The sequence below is a fragment of the Novosphingobium sp. genome, assembly GCF_965214355.1.
Lineage (GTDB): Bacteria > Pseudomonadota > Alphaproteobacteria > Sphingomonadales > Sphingomonadaceae > Novosphingobium.
Genome location: NZ_CBDCBI010000002.1, coordinates 193,329 through 207,779, shown reverse-complemented (window position 1 = coordinate 207,779; position 14,451 = coordinate 193,329). Strand labels below are relative to the sequence as shown.

Below are 14,451 nucleotides of genomic sequence, written 5' to 3'. Positions count from 1 at the left end.
AGGTTCATGGCGACCGCAATCCCGACGCCCCCTTCAGGGCAGGGGGTTGGGGTGGGTCCCCACCGACGCGTGTGACATCTTCGCCGGTACGACCAAGCCGAGAGGCCCCACCCCCGGCCCCTCCCCCGGAGGGGAGGGGGGAAGATGCACGATAATCAAGCCTTGGTATCAGTGGCGGCCTTGTCCTGCGCGGCGGGGCTCGACAGAAACGCCATACCCTTTTCCGACAGCAGCATGCCGATCAGCGCCTGCAGCGTTCCGCCGCCCTCGCCGTTCGCCCCGCCGGTGTTGATCTGCACCCGCGGCACGATGTCGACGCCCGAAGCTTCGAGCGCTTCGGCGAGGCGTTCGACGACCTGGCGTGCGAGCTGGTACTGTGCGCCGCCCGATGCCGCAGCCTGCTTTTCGATGGTTTCGGCGGTGGCGAGCCCGGTCTTGGTGATGCGGTCCGCCTCGGCGCCGGCCAGCGCCACGACTTTGGCGGCCTCACCCTCGCCGATGATCTTGATGCGATCGGATTCGGCGCGTGCCAGCGTTCGGGTCTGTTCGGCATCCTGCGTCGCGCGCTTTGCCGCCGCCTTGCCCTGGTTTTCCTGCACCGTGATCGACAGCTCGGATTCGGTGATCGCGGTCTGCTGGTGTGCCCGCGCCTGGGCCGCACGCAGCTCCTTTTCGCCTTCGGAGGCAATGCGCTGCTTCTGATAGGTCGTCACCTGCTCTTCGGCGACCTGGCGCTCGCGCAATTGCTGCAGCACCTTTTCGATCTGGTCGTTGCCGACAGCGGCGCGCGGCGTGCCGATCAGCACTTCCTGCAGCTCGAGATTATAGGCGGTGAATTTGGCGCGCATCTCGCCGCCGGCCTGCTCCTGGATGTCGGAGCGTTCCTGTAGCAGTTCGATCAGCGTCTTTTTCTGCGCGACATTCTTGAAATAAGCCGAGACCATCGGATCGAGCGTTTGTTCGACCAGTTTTTTGATGTCGCCAAAGCGCTGGATCACCAGCGGCGCCTTGCGATAGTCGATATGCACCACGACCGACAGCGGCAGCGTCGGCTCGAACGCATCGCGTGTGATCAGCGAGACTTGCGACAGGTTCTCGTCGAACTTGTGCTGGCCGGTGGTGTCCTGGTCCCACTTCAGGATGAAATTGGTTGTCGGCACGATGATGATCTTGCCGGCATACGTGTTGAACGCGTATTTGCCCGGCAGCAGTGGTTCGCTCCACACGCCGCGCGTGCCGCGATCGACCAGCTCGCCGTGGCGGTAATCCTCGCCCGACGTATCCGCGCCATTGTCGCCGGTATAGCTGATCACAACGCCAACGTGACCGACCTCGATCACGGTCTTGGGCACCATTTCGACCGTCGCAAACAGTCGGTTGATGAAATAGCTGCCTTCGACCAGAACCTGCAGCTGGCGCCCGCGGCGGCCGCCGGCGGCGATGAATTTTTCCGGATCCTGGAAGCTGTTGTGGAAGGTCGCGGGATCGGCCTGGTTGGTGCCGACTTCGGGCGCGATGATCTGGTCGGCGGTCAGCGCCGGGCCGTCGTGCACGGTCACCACGCCGATCTGATCGGTCGAATCACGGATCACCACCGTGTCGAATCCGGTGCGCTGCGCGATCACGGTCTGCATGTTGGTGAACAGGTCGGTGTCGTTTGCTTCGAGCATCACGCCATAGATGTGGTCACGCGTGATAATCACGAATTGGGCAAGGTTGATCGCATACGTGCCCTCGCGCAGGATCGTGCGCTGCGGACCTTTCTGCCCACCATCTTCGAGAAAGCGGCGCACATCGAGGAAATCGGCAGTGCGGACATTGCTGGCAAGCGTTTGCGTGGGCCCCAGCGGCGCACCGTCGCGCGCAAAGATATAACCGATCTGGCCTTGCGGGATCGTCACCAGCGGCTGGGCATGGATGCGATATTGAAACGGCATGAAGAAGTGATAGCCGCCGCGCAGCAGGACCGGCTGATACCCGGCCTCGCCATTCATGGCGATCAGCCCGCTGGTGATCGAACCATTGCGGCTCCACAGCTTTTCGACGATCGCAACGCGGTTGTTGCCGACGTATCGGACGCAGCGCGACAAGGTGAACAGACAAAACACGACGAAAATTGCGACGGCGGCAGCGCCGAACACATAGCTGTTTGTCATTTTATCTAAGGTGTCCTTGGGACCGGAAGACAAGCGCAAGAGCAGCGCCCGGGCATTATTTAGACCCGCTCAATGCTCATCACCAGCGAAATCGCCGCCAATATCGGGCGTGTCGTAGCGCATGGCGACATAGCGCGCGATGGCCTGGGCATCGCCTTCGTCCAGGCGGCTCTGTTCTGCCTGGAGGGCCGTCAGTGCGGTTGCGATGCGGCGCAAGGAGGTTGTTGCCAGCATGACGATTGCCGCCCGCCGATCGGCCGACGCGGTGGCAAGCGCGGCGCATGTCGTCCGCACGACTTCGGCAAGATCGGTGGACAGCGCCTGGAACCGGGTATCGGCATGATCCCAGCGCGGATCTCGCATCGCACTGAGCAACGCTGCCGGTTCGCCGCCGAGCAGGTTTGTCCCGTCCGCGATCGCGCGCGCGACACGCCGGGCAGACGCCAGCGCAGCACGGTTCGGATCGCTCGCCTCGCGCCGCGCACTGCGCCAGTGCAGCAACGGCTCGACCGCCATCGCGGTGGTGACACAGACGACGCCAAGCCCGGCGTAGCTGCCCAGAAACCACATGCTGAGCCTGGGCACCAGCGTAAGCATCGCCGCAAAGGGCGCACCGGCCGGAGCAACCATCAGTGCGGTCACCGGCATGGCGACGACATAGATCGGCACCGCAAAGTGCAGCCAGGCGGCAGCGACGATCTGCCATGCCGATATCTTGCGATAGGCCCGATTGTCCGCGCTGGCTTTGCCAATGGTCATGGCCCCGTTTGCCACGACGCCGGCGATTCTTGAATGCAGCCGACACAAAACATTTGGGCGCTGCGATCAGCACGGCTTCGGCGGACAAGGGCCAGGCGCAAAGCACGAACATAAGACAATCGTCGCCCGGACTTGATCCGGGGTCCCGCTTCTTTTGCGTGGAAATACACGGATCTGATGTGGCGCGAAGAAAAAGCGGGATCCCGGGTCAAGCCCGGGAAGACGAAAAAACAGCGTTACGGCTGTGGTTAACGGCTCTTGCCCACACGCCTCCTATCAGCAACGCTTCAGATTAGACGCACGCCACTAAAGCAGCCCCAACGCGATCAGATCCGCCTCCAGCGCGGCGGCATCCCCTGTAAAGTGGTGCACCTGCCACCCCAGTTTGCGCGCGGCGGCGATGTTGTCAGCGTTGTCGTCGATAAACAGCATCCGCGCGGGATCGTGGCCAAAGCGGCGCGCGGCCAGCGCAAAGATCGCCGGATCGGGTTTGACCAGCCGTTCGTCACCCGACACGACGATCTCGATCATGTGATCGAGCACGGGGAATGTCGGGCGGAACATCGCAAACGCATCGGCGCCGAAATTGGTAAGTGCAAATTGTGGCACGCCGGCCGTAGCCAGCCCTTCGACGAGCGGATGCGTGCCGGCAATCGGGCCCGGCACCGCCAGCAGCCAATGCGTGCGATAGCGTTCGATCAGGGCGCGCTCGGCGGGATGCTCCGCGACCCGCTCCGCGATCAACGCATCCATCGTCTCGCCGACGTCATGGCGGGAATGCCATGATTCGCTGACCACGGTCGTCGTGAAGGCGGCACGCGCGACCGGATCGGGGATGACATCGCGCCAGATAAGCGGGAAATCCCACTGCACCAGCACGCGGCCGATATCCCACACGACGGCATCGACTGCGGCCATGCCGTGTCCTTAAAAACGACCGAACCCCCGCCTTTCGGGCGAGGGTGTCAGGTACCTTGCAGCAGATCATGCCCCGACAAACGGGGCATGACGGATCAGCCCTGGCGGGCTTTGAACCGGCGCTGGGTCTTGTTGATCACATAAGTCCGGCCGCGACGACGGATCACGCGGTTGTCGCGATGGCGGTCTTTGAGCGACTTCAGGCTGTTGCGAACTTTCATGGCGAATCCTTTTGCCCGATGCGACCGGGCCGAAAAACAGAAATGGGCGGGTAGATGCGCGCCCCTTGAAAGTCAAGCTTCCGCACGAAGCTCGGTCAACCGGCGTTCCCACGCCAGCGCATGCGCCACGATTGTATCCAGATCGGCATGTGCCGGCACCCACGGCAGCGTCGCCTTGATCCGGCGGTTGTCCGAAATCAGCGACGCGGGATCGCCCGCGCGACGCGGGCCGAGTTCGCGCTTGATCGTCATATTGGTCACGCGATCGACCGCATCGAGCACTTCGAGCACCGAAAAGCCCCGGCCATAGCCGGCATTCATCGTCAGCGATTGCGCAGGATCGGCAATCAGCGCCTCCAGCGCCAGCACATGCGCGGCGGCCAGGTCGCTGACATGGATGTAATCGCGCACCCCGGTGCCATCGGCGGTATCGAAATCGGTGCCGAACACCGCGACTTTGTCGCGCTTGCCCAGCGCCGCCTCGACCGCGACCTTGATCAGGTGCGTCGCGCCTGCGGTCGATTGGCCGGTGCGCGCCTGCGGATCGGCGCCGGCGACGTTGAAATAGCGCAAGGCGCAATAGTTGATCGGGTGTGCGCGCGCCGTATCGGCGAGCATGATCTCGGTCATCAGCTTCGACATGCCATACGGATTGATCGGCAGTTTGGGACTGTCTTCACTGACCGGCGAGACTTCGGGACTGCCATAGGTCGCAGCGGTCGAGCTGAAAATGAAATGCGGCACGCCGGCGGCGACTGCGCTGGCGATCAGCGACCGGCTGCATGCCGTGTTGTTGTGGTAATACTTCAGCGGATTTTCGACCGATTCGGGTACGATGATCGACCCGGCAAAATGCATGACCGCGCGAGTCCCCTGGTCCGCAAAGATCCGGGCCAGCAATGCGTCGTCCGAAATATCGCCCTGGTAGAACGGCACGCCGTCGGGCACGGCAAAGCGGAAGCCGGTGACCAGATTGTCGATCACGGCGACCGGCCAGCCGGCATCTTTCAGCGCGAGGACTGCGTGGCTGCCGATATAACCGGCGCCGCCGGTAACGAGAACGGGAACCTTGCTCACTTGCGAATCACCTTCGTTGTCGCGTGTACTTTTGCGTACCCAAGCCTTGCGATAGAAGGAATCCCCCTAAGCATCCGTTGTAGTGCTGTCGGAAAAGCATATGTATGCAGCCGGCCAGTCAGGACCCCCGCCCCATGCCATCACGTACCGCCCGTAAATTCCTTGCCGCATGTATCCTGATGTGCGCGACGCCTGCCTTTGCGCAAGGCTACCCAGGCGGATATCCCGGACAGTGGGGCGGCGGCCAGCGCGTCGGAACGCAAGGCGGCGCCGAGCCATCGCGGCAGATCGATGTCGAGACCTTTCGTGCGGCGGATGCGGGCGATCAGCTGGGCAAAGGCCGGATCGTCGTCAGCGACGCGCCCACGCGCCCGCCGCGCAACAGCGATGGCGACGATAGCGCGATCGTCGTGACCGGGGATACCGAGGCCAAGCTGCCCGTCTATCAGTCCGCCGTCGTGGACCAGCTGGCGCACAAGGGATATGACATTTCGCATATTGCCGACCCCCGCCAACTGGTCGAAGTGATGATCACCAGCGATGTCGTCATTCCCGAAGAAGCACGACACAAGCCGGTCAGCGGCGAAATGAGCGTCGGCGTCAGCAATCGCGGATCGGGTTATGGCCTGGCGCTCGCGGTGGATCTGTCCAAACCGCGCAAGGCGATCATGGCCACGCGCATGGATGTGCGCATCCGCGACAAGGCCACGCGCAAGGTGCTGTGGGAGGGCTATGCCCAGGGCCAGTCGCGCGCGACGGAGAACGGATCGGACGGCATCGACGACGGGCATATGGCGACGCGGCTGGCCGTGGCGCTGTTTGCGCGGTTTCCCGATGGCAAAGTGGTTCAGGCGGTCGATCTGCCCACGCCGGGCCGCGGCGGCGAGTAAGGTTTTCCCATGACTGACACTTCTATGGCAATCGACGCCGCGTTCGACAGCGGCAATATCGACGTGCTGGCCATCGCGGGTACGCGCGCCGATCTCGCCATCCGCCGCGATGCGCATTCGGCGTTTTTCCAGTGGTTCCATTTTCGCGTCGCGGGCGCGGCCGGACGTATGGTCGAGCTGCGGATTACCGGGCTGGCGTCGTCGGCCTATCCCGACGGGTGGCGCAATTACAACGCGGCGTGCAGCGAAAATCGCATGGTCTGGGGGCGTGCGCCTGGCGAATACGATCCGGCGGTCGACGGCGGCACGCTGACGATCCGGCACCAGCCGGCGGGCGACGTATGCTGGTTTGCCTATTTCGCGCCCTATTCCTGGGAACGGCATCAGGACCTGGTCGCGCGCAGTGCGGCCGCGCCCGGCGTGACGCATCGCGTGCTGGGCCACAGCATCGAAGGACGGCCGATCGATTGCCTGACCCTGGGCACCGGCGCGCGGCAGGTGTGGTTCTATGCGCGCCAGCATCCCGGCGAAGCGATGGCCGAATGGTGGATCGAAGGCGCGCTGGCGCTGCTGACCGATCCGGCCGATCCGCATGGCCGGGCCTTGCGCGCCGCCTGCACATTCCACATCGTGCCCAATGCCAACCCCGATGGATCGGTCCGCGGGCATCTGCGCACCAATGCGGCGGGCGTCAATCTGAACCGCGAATGGCACGAACCGAGCGCGGAACGGTCGCCAGAAGTGTTGGCCATCCGCAATGCGATGGATGCGACCGGGGTCGATTTTGCGATCGATGTGCACGGCGATGAAGCGATCCCGCATGTGTTCGTCGCCGGGTTCGACGGCATTCCGTCGTGGCGCGAGGACCAGGGCGAAGGCTATCGCCGCTATCGCACGATCCTGGAACGCCGCACGCCCGACTTCCAGACGAAATACGGCTATCCGGCAGCGCGACCCGGCACCGCCAACCTGACGATGTCGACCAATCAGGTGGCGGAGCGATTTGGCGCGGTGGCGATGACGCTGGAAATGCCGTTCAAGGACAACGACGACCTGCCCTGCCCGTTGCAAGGCTGGAGCCCGGAGCGATCGGCCCTGCTGGCGCGCGCGTGCCTGCAATCGTTGCACGAATGGCTGGGCTGAGCAGCGTTTACGGGTTTTTAACATCCCGCGTGCAAAGCCGTGCGTATGGGTATCACCGCGCGCCTTTCACCAGCTCTGTTCGAAGACGCCTTGCGCTTCGCAATGGTGGTGACGTGCGCCTGCGCACTGGTCTGCGCGGGGCGGTTTATTCCGCTCTGAGGCGGGTTCCGGGCCGGGCGCCCAATCCGACAATCAGGTAATGCCGCTCGATCCTTCACCGCTCTCTCGCGCGTCACCCCGGGCTTGACCCGGGGTCCCGCTGGTCTTCCGCGCTGCCGTTATCAAAGGCAGCGGGATCCCGGGTCAAGCCCGGGATGACGTGGGATGGGGTTTCGACGTTGGTGGGTTTTTACAAAATCTCCAGCACCAGTTCCTTGGGTCGGCACAGCCGCACGCCCTTGCCGGTTTCCACCAACGGCCGCTCGATCAGCTTTGGCTCGGCGACCATCGCCGCCAGCACTGTCGCATCGTCTGCGCCGGGCAATCCACGCGCCTCGGCCTGGGTGCCGCGCAGGCGTAGGCCCTGTTGCGGCGTGATCCCGGCATCGCGGTACAGTTGCGCGAGTTTGTCGGCGGTGGGCGGGGTTTTCAGGTATTCGATCACCGTGACAACGGCGCCTGCCGCTTCCAGCAGGGCCAGCGTGTTGCGCGATGTGCCGCAGCCGGGGTTGTGCCAGATTGTCGCCTTCATGGTGCTCTCCCTCAAAGTACAGGCGTGGTCGATGTCGCGGGTACCGGCACGCGCTGGCCCGGTTCCTCGCCGCGCAAAATGCGCCCCGCGCGCTGGATCGTGCGGATCAGCCGCGGTTGAACACCGCAGCGACAGATATTGGTGATGGCGCTGCCGATATCCGCCTCGGTCGGATTGACGTTGCGCGCCAGCAACGCAGCCGCCGCCATCACCAGCCCGGGGGTGCAGAACCCGCACTGGATCGCCTGTTCGGCAACGAACGCCTGCTGCACCGCATGGTTGCGATCGGGCGACAAACCTTCGATCGTGGTGATCGTGCGCCCCTCGGCCTCACCCAGCGACAGCGTGCAACTGGGCATCGCCTGCCCATCGACAATGACCATGCACGCGCCACATTCGCCGGTGCCGCAGCCGTATTTGGTGCCGGTCAGATTGGCGACATCGCGCAGCGCCCACAGCAGCGGGACATCGCCATCGAGCCGGAATTCGACCGGTTGGGTGTTGACGATCAGGCGTGCCACTTGAAATCCTTGCGTTTCAGAGATGCCTCCGGCGGCCAAGGGCCATTGCCCTTGGATCCCTTTAATGTCTTGAACTGTTTGCTATCCTGACATCTGCGCCCCGCCGCCCCGCCGGACACCCACTCAATCGCGCCAACTGCGATCCACCTGATCGATCCGCCGCACCCACGCGGCAAAATCGGTCGCGCCCGGCTGCACCCCGGGGATCATCACCGAGCCGAGATCGCGCTGGTGCACCGCGACCACGTCGTCGGGCACCAGGCGCACCGGTTGCCCCATCGACAGGGTCGCCAGCTGGATTTCGCAGGCCCGCTGCAGCGCCCACATCTGCAGGAACATCAGCGGCAGTGTCGGCGCGAGCACGACCGGGCCATGGTTGCGCAGCATCAGGATGTTGCGATCGCCCAGGTTGGCCAGCAGCCGCTCGCCCTCTTCGGCGCGCACCGTCACGCCCTCGAACGTGTGATAGGCCAGCCGCCCGATGAAATTGCAGGCGTAGAAGTTGATCGGCAGCAAGCCTTCTTCCATGCTGCACACCGCCATCGAGGCGGTGGTGTGGACATGGCAGATCGCCTGCGCCCAATGCAGATGGCGGTGAAAATAGGCATGCTGGGTAAACCCGGCCTTGTTCACAGGATACGCCGACGCGCCCAGCGTGTTGCCGTCGATGTCGATCTTGACCAGGTTGCTGGCGGTGACTTCGCTGTACAACAGGCCATAAGGATTGATCAGGAACGCATCATCCTGGCCCGGCACTTTGACCGAGATGTGGTTGTAGACCGACTCCGACCAGCCGAGCAGATCGAATATGCGGTAGCACGCCGCCAGGTCGAGGCGGGCCTGCCATTCGGCTTCGCTGTAGGTCGTTTCGGGGCGGATCTGCGTGGCCATCTTGCTCTCCTCGGTTGCGCCGGTCCCGGTCAGGCCGCGCTTATTGTTTCGGGTGGTATCGCCATCGCCGGCTCGACCGCCATATTGTCGATCAGGCGGGCGCCGCCGATGTGGGCGGCGACCAGCAAACGGGTCGCCTGCCCGGTCCACTGCGCGACATCGTCCAGCGTTTCGGCGGTACGCAATTCGGCATAGTCGATCCGATCGAACCCGGCGGCCAGGATCGACCGGCGCAACGTTGCCAGCGCGCGGCTCTGGTCGCCGCCAGCCAGTATCGCGCCGATCGCCACCCGCATCGCGCGGTTGAGTTCGCGGGCGCGGATACGATCTGCGGGCGACAGATAGCGGTTGCGGCTGCTCATGGCCATGCCGTCGGCTTCGCGCACGGTCGGCACCCCGATCACCCGATCGGCCTGCGGCAGCGCGAGATCGAGATCGCGCGCCATGCGGCGGATGATCGTCAGTTGTTGCCAGTCCTTTTCGCCGAACAGCGCGGCATCGGGGCGGACCTGGTTGAACAGTTTCGCGACCACCGTTGCCACGCCGTCGAAATGCCCGGGGCGGTTCGCCCCGCACAGCACCTGGTCGAGCCCCTGGACCGCGATCGTCGTGGCAAATCCGGCCGGGTACATTTCCGCAACCGTCGGCGCCCACAACAGATCGACGCCGGCGTCCTGCAACAGCTGGCTGTCTTGCGCCAACTGGCGCGGATAGGCATCCAGATCCTCGTTTTCGCCGAATTGCAGCGGATTGACGAAAATCGACACCGCGACGCGATCGGCAACCTGGCGCGCGTGGCGCACCAACGCCAGATGCCCGTCGTGCAACGCGCCCATCGTCGGCACCAGTGCGAGGGTTTTTCCCCCACTTTTGAGCGCGATCAATGCATTCGCCAGCGCTGCGCGGGTCGAGACAGTTTGCATGGGGCTCGTCTCTCCTTTATCGTCCAGCCCAGATGAGGCGGGGGGTTGAGGCCAGTTGTGCCCGAGCAAAACGGTCCGGTGCTTGCCATCCGGATTTGGGCGTTATAGCCGCAAATTTCCAGCCTAAATTGCAACTCGCCCGATCGGCCGACATCTATCGGCGGATCAGGTGGAACTGCCCAAGAAGGAAGCGCCAGTGTCCGACGGTCCCCACCGTATAGTTTTTGCCAACGAAAAAGGCGGCACGGGCAAATCGACGACGGCCGTGCATGTCGCGATCGCGCTGGCGTATCAGGGCGCGCGCGTCGTCGCGATCGACCTCGATGCGCGCCAGCGCACGCTGCACCGCTATCTCGAAAACCGCGCGGAGACGCATCGCCGGCGCCAGATTGCGCTGCCCACCGCGGAATTTGCGGTGTTTGGCGGCGACAGCACCGACGAGCTCGACGCGCTGACGCACGAGATGGGCGCGTCGGCCGATTTCGTGATCTTCGACACGCCCGGCCGCGACGATCCGCTGGCGCGCCATGTCGCCACGCGCGCCGATACGCTGGTCACGCCGCTGAACGACAGTTTCGTCGATTTCGACCTGATCGGGCAGGTCGATGCCGAAACCTTCAAAGTGCGGCGGCTGTCGTTTTATGCCGAGCTGATCTGGGAAGCACGCAAGAAGCGCGCAATGTCGACGATCAAGGACCAGCGCAAACAGATGGACTGGGTCGTCGTGCGCAACCGCACCGGCTATACCGAGGCGCGCAACCAGAAGCGTATCGACCAGGCGCTGACCGAACTGTCGAAACGCGTCGGCTTTCGGGTCGCCAGCGGGCTGTCCGAACGCGTGATCTATCGCGAACTGTTCCCCAGCGGGCTGACCTTGCTCGACAAGGGGCATCTGGGCGAACTGGGCACCAGCCATCTGGTCGCGCGCCAGGAACTGCGCACGTTGCTTGCCGGGCTGAACCTGCCGCCGATCACTGCTGCGGCGCAACTGCCGCTCGATCGCGTCAGTCCGGTTTCGGCATGATCGAACGCTTTGTCGTCCTGGCTGTGCTGGGCAGCCTGGTGTTCCGGTTTGCCACCGGCCAATGGCCGTGGGCGTGGTGGCAGGCGCGCAATGCACGCGGGGGCGAGAAACAGGCGCGCGTGTTGCTCGGCCTGGCGCCCGATGCCGGGCGCGAGGCGATCATCGACGCGCACCGGCGGCTGCTGACGCAAGTTCATCCCGATCGCGGCGGCACCAGCGACGCAGTGTTCGAGGCCAATGCCGCGCGCGACCTGCTGCTCGAACGGCTCGGCCCCGGCAACCGCGCCGCGCGCTGATCGTGTTTGCGGGCATCGCACGGCACGTCTTCGATCCGAGCGTGCTGCGCGCATACGACATCCGCGGGGTGTTTGGCGACACGCTGCATGCGCGCGATGCTTATGCCTTGGGCCGCAGCTTTGCGACGCGGGTGCGGGCGGTCGGCGGGGACCGCGTGGCAGTCGGGCGCGATGGGCGGCTAAGCTCGCTCGAACTCGAAATAGCGCTGGTCGCGGGCCTGATCGACAGTGGTGTCGATGTACGGCGGATCGGGCTCGGGCCGACACCGTTGCTGTATTACGCGGTCGCCTCAGCGCCAGAGGTGCACGGCGGCATAGAGGTAACCGGCAGCCACAATCCCAAGGATCACAATGGCTTCAAGATGGATCTTGGGGGCCAGCCATTCTTTGGCGATGACATATTCGATCTCGGCCGGATCGCCGCTGCCGGCGCGTGGAGCCGCGGCGCCGGCGCTGTCGAGGATGCCGACCTGGCGCAGGCCTATGTCGCGCGCATCCGGCAAGCGCTCGATGGCATAGACCCGGCCCAAATCGCGACCTTGCGCATCGGCTGGGACGCGGGGAACGGCGCGGCCGGGCCGCTCATCGAACACCTGGTCGGCCATCTGCCGGGGCACCATGTGCTGTTTCATACGTCTGTCGACGGCCATTTTCCCAATCACCATCCCGATCCAACCGAGGCAGAAAACCTGCGCGATCTGGTGGATGCCGTCGCGCGGGGACACATCGATTTCGGCTTTGCTTTCGACGGCGATGGCGATCGGATTGGCGTGGTCGATGGCCGCGGGCGGGTGTTGTGGGGCGATCAGATCCTGATGATCCTTGTCCAGGACCTGCTGCAACACCGCCCCGGCGCGCTGATCATGGCCGATGTGAAGTGCAGCCAGACGCTGTTCGACACGATCGCCGCGCTCGGCGGCCGCGCGCTGATGGCCCCGACCGGGCACTCGCTGATCAAATCGGGAATGAAGCAATCTGGTGCGGTGCTCGCCGGCGAAATGACCGGCCATGTGTTCTGCGCCGATGATTACTACGGCTATGACGACGCGCTGTACGCCGCGCTGCGCCTGCTCGCGGCAAGCGCACGGCTCGGTCATTCGTTGACCGAACTGCGCGACGCGATGCCCGAGACGCACGTTACGCCCGATCTGCGCTTTGCCGTGCCGGGCATGGATCCGTTTGCCGCGATCGCCGATCTGGTTGCGCGGTTGCGCGATGCGGGTGTGGCGTTCGATGGCACCGACGGTGCGCGCGTGACCACGCTCGATGGCTGGTGGTTGCTGCGAGCATCGAACACGCAGGCGATGCTGACCGCGCGCGCCGAGAGCCTGACCGAGGCGGGCCTCGCGCGCGTGCTGGACAATATGAATAGTTGGCTCGCGCGGATCGCGTAGTGCCTCGGTATGAAGTTCCGCTTCCGCCCTATCCCACCATAGCGCGGCTGCTTCACTGAATCTGGAAGCGGCCGTTCCGATGGCGATCCGCGCATACATCGGATCGACCTGGTTTGGGACTTAGCGGTCACAAAAGTCGTCGGCCGCGAACGGCGGGATCGGATAGAAGCAGGCACTCGCACCATAGGTCTCCGGAAGGCAAGCGCTTGTTAGGTGGCCGCCTCGGTGCCGCCTTTTAGAGTAGGCGCGCTCGGACCTAACGTCCGTCGATCGATGACGATGTCCCCGACTCCCGGCTTTGGCGCAGTTCCTCCCTCAGTCGTCCAACCTCCCGATCCAAATGTTTGATTCGATCGAGCGTATAATCGAAGCTGGTGGATTCCATCGCCTGCACGAAGGCCCAAACGGTCGCGAGGGCCCGGCGAAATTTCCCGGTCTTTGGCACCAAATGGTCGGCTGCATTTTTCATCGAACGCTCCTCATTGGTCAGGTTTTTTGGTCAGATAGCCGTCAGGCCGCCATCGACAGGAAGATCGATGCCGGCGAAGTAGCTGCGAAGGTCCGAAGCGAGGAACGGGGCCGGAAGCGATCTTGGCTGGGCGCCCCAAGCGCGCCAGAGGCGTCATCGCAGTGATCTGCTTTCTGGCTTCGGTCGCGCCGTCTCGGGACGGGTAGGCCCCCTCTTCAAGGAACCGCTTTGCGGTCGGCAGGCCAATGCCGCTGCTGCTGCCGGTGACGACGGCGATCTTGCTTTTTTAACAGCGGCATGGCCTTCACCGTCGTTAAAGTTGTGACCAACCTCCATCGACCGGAATTTCAACGCCGGTCGTAAAGGTCGCGTCGAACGCGAGAAAGGCGACAGCTTTCGCGATCTCCTCTGAAGTGCCGAAGCGCTTCATCGGGACGATGCCGAGCGTGTGCCCTTTCACGTGGGCTCGCATTTCCTCTGTGGGGAACACCTTTTCGAGAATGCCGGTATCGATGGGGCCGGGCGACACCGCATTGACGCGAATCTCCAGCGGAAGAAGTTCAGCGGCAAGCACACGGGCGAACGATCGCAGCGCAGCCTTGGCCGCTCCGTAGGTAGCCTGGCCCGGCAGACCTTTGACGTTGGCGACGGAGGTCGTGAGGACGACCGAGCCGCCCCGGTTGATGTGCGGCGCAAGCTTTTGGACCGCAAAAAACGGTCCCTTGGCGTTCAGGTTGAACATTTCGTCGTAGATGGCCTCGGTCACGTTTTCGAGAGGCGTTGGAATGCTGAAACCGGCGTTGACGAAAAGCAGGTCGATGGTGTCGAACTCGGTCTTCACTTGAGCGGCGAGAGCATCAAGGTCCGTCAACGAACGGGCGTCACTCGAAACCACGATGGCGTCGGTTCCAAGCGCGAGCCGCGCCGAATCCAGACCCGCTTGCGAGCGGCCAGTCACCAGAACGCGCGCGCCCCCATCGAGGAGCATCATTGCCGTCGCGAGGCCCATTCCGCTGGTGCCGCCGATAATCACGACCTTTTTATCTTGATATCGTTTCATGTGAATTGCCCTCGTGAG

16 protein-coding genes are annotated in these 14,451 nt (G+C 64.0%); 5 read left to right on the top strand and 11 right to left on the bottom strand.

Annotated elements, in window-relative coordinates; genetic code table 11:
* Window positions 1–155 precede the first annotated feature (155 nt).
* From ACOOE2_RS01530 to galE, 5 genes are all read right to left on the bottom strand, one after another.
* A complete protein-coding gene (locus ACOOE2_RS01530) occupies window positions 156–2,156 on the bottom strand; it encodes an SPFH domain-containing protein (protein WP_420381266.1) in 2,001 nt (666 codons plus the stop codon).
* Between the two features lie 69 nt (window positions 2,157–2,225).
* Window positions 2,226–2,915: a hypothetical protein gene (locus tag ACOOE2_RS01525; RefSeq protein WP_420381265.1), complete on the bottom strand. Its 690-nt coding sequence runs from the start codon at window positions 2,913–2,915 to the stop codon at window positions 2,226–2,228.
* Between the two features lie 306 nt (window positions 2,916–3,221).
* Window positions 3,222–3,833 (bottom strand): HAD family hydrolase, encoded by a 612-nt coding sequence (locus ACOOE2_RS01520; RefSeq protein ID WP_420381264.1) that lies wholly within the window; start codon window positions 3,831–3,833, stop codon window positions 3,222–3,224.
* A gap of 95 nt (window positions 3,834–3,928) precedes the next feature.
* Window positions 3,929–4,054, bottom strand: a complete 126-nt coding sequence (gene ykgO / locus ACOOE2_RS01515; RefSeq protein ID WP_420381263.1) for a type B 50S ribosomal protein L36 — start codon at window positions 4,052–4,054, stop codon at window positions 3,929–3,931.
* A gap of 72 nt (window positions 4,055–4,126) precedes the next feature.
* Window positions 4,127–5,131 (bottom strand): UDP-glucose 4-epimerase GalE, encoded by a 1,005-nt coding sequence (gene galE, locus ACOOE2_RS01510; protein WP_420381262.1) that lies wholly within the window; start codon window positions 5,129–5,131, stop codon window positions 4,127–4,129.
* Window positions 5,132–5,265: 134 nt separating this feature from the next.
* Between galE and ACOOE2_RS01505 the strand changes: the two genes are divergently transcribed.
* Both ACOOE2_RS01505 and ACOOE2_RS01500 read left to right on the top strand, forming a co-directional pair.
* On the top strand, window positions 5,266–6,021 hold the full coding sequence (locus tag ACOOE2_RS01505) for a DUF4136 domain-containing protein (protein ID WP_420381261.1): 756 nt from the start codon (window positions 5,266–5,268) through the stop codon (window positions 6,019–6,021).
* A 9-nt stretch (window positions 6,022–6,030) separates the two neighbouring features.
* On the top strand, window positions 6,031–7,164 hold the full coding sequence (locus ACOOE2_RS01500; RefSeq protein WP_420381260.1) for a M14 family metallopeptidase: 1,134 nt from the start codon (window positions 6,031–6,033) through the stop codon (window positions 7,162–7,164).
* A 349-nt stretch (window positions 7,165–7,513) separates the two neighbouring features.
* On the opposite strand, the gene ACOOE2_RS01495 is transcribed toward ACOOE2_RS01500, so the two are convergent.
* The 4 genes from ACOOE2_RS01495 to panC form a co-directional block, all read right to left on the bottom strand.
* On the bottom strand, window positions 7,514–7,855 hold the full coding sequence (locus ACOOE2_RS01495; RefSeq protein ID WP_420381259.1) for an arsenate reductase family protein: 342 nt from the start codon (window positions 7,853–7,855) through the stop codon (window positions 7,514–7,516).
* Between the two features lie 11 nt (window positions 7,856–7,866).
* Complete coding sequence (locus ACOOE2_RS01490; protein WP_420381258.1) at window positions 7,867–8,376, bottom strand: (2Fe-2S)-binding protein; 510 nt, start codon at window positions 8,374–8,376, stop codon at window positions 7,867–7,869.
* A 123-nt stretch (window positions 8,377–8,499) separates the two neighbouring features.
* The gene (locus tag ACOOE2_RS01485; RefSeq protein ID WP_420381257.1) at window positions 8,500–9,267 is read right to left on the bottom strand and encodes a class II aldolase/adducin family protein; all 768 of its coding nucleotides are present in this window, start codon (window positions 9,265–9,267) and stop codon (window positions 8,500–8,502) included.
* A 29-nt stretch (window positions 9,268–9,296) separates the two neighbouring features.
* Complete coding sequence (panC, locus tag ACOOE2_RS01480; RefSeq protein ID WP_420381256.1) at window positions 9,297–10,190, bottom strand: pantoate--beta-alanine ligase; 894 nt, start codon at window positions 10,188–10,190, stop codon at window positions 9,297–9,299.
* Between the two features lie 196 nt (window positions 10,191–10,386).
* Between panC and ACOOE2_RS01475 the strand changes: the two genes are divergently transcribed.
* From ACOOE2_RS01475 to pgmG, 3 genes are read left to right on the top strand one after another with little or no spacing between them, the layout of a single operon-like run.
* Complete coding sequence (locus ACOOE2_RS01475; RefSeq protein WP_420381255.1) at window positions 10,387–11,214, top strand: division plane positioning ATPase MipZ; 828 nt, start codon at window positions 10,387–10,389, stop codon at window positions 11,212–11,214.
* The gene (locus tag ACOOE2_RS01470) at window positions 11,211–11,510 is read left to right on the top strand and encodes a molecular chaperone DnaJ (RefSeq protein ID WP_420381254.1); all 300 of its coding nucleotides are present in this window, start codon (window positions 11,211–11,213) and stop codon (window positions 11,508–11,510) included. Before ACOOE2_RS01475 ends, ACOOE2_RS01470 begins: the two co-directional genes overlap by 4 nt.
* 2 nt (window positions 11,511–11,512) lie before the next feature.
* A complete protein-coding gene (gene pgmG / locus ACOOE2_RS01465) occupies window positions 11,513–12,904 on the top strand; it encodes a phosphoglucomutase/phosphomannomutase PgmG (protein ID WP_420381253.1) in 1,392 nt (463 codons plus the stop codon).
* 256 nt (window positions 12,905–13,160) lie between these two features.
* On the opposite strand, the gene ACOOE2_RS01460 is transcribed toward pgmG, so the two are convergent.
* Together ACOOE2_RS01460 and ACOOE2_RS01455 are read right to left on the bottom strand one after the other, a co-directional pair.
* Complete coding sequence (locus ACOOE2_RS01460; protein WP_420381252.1) at window positions 13,161–13,373, bottom strand: hypothetical protein; 213 nt, start codon at window positions 13,371–13,373, stop codon at window positions 13,161–13,163.
* Window positions 13,374–13,686: 313 nt separating this feature from the next.
* On the bottom strand, window positions 13,687–14,433 hold the full coding sequence (locus ACOOE2_RS01455) for an SDR family oxidoreductase (protein WP_420381251.1): 747 nt from the start codon (window positions 14,431–14,433) through the stop codon (window positions 13,687–13,689).
* Window positions 14,434–14,451 lie beyond the last annotated feature (18 nt).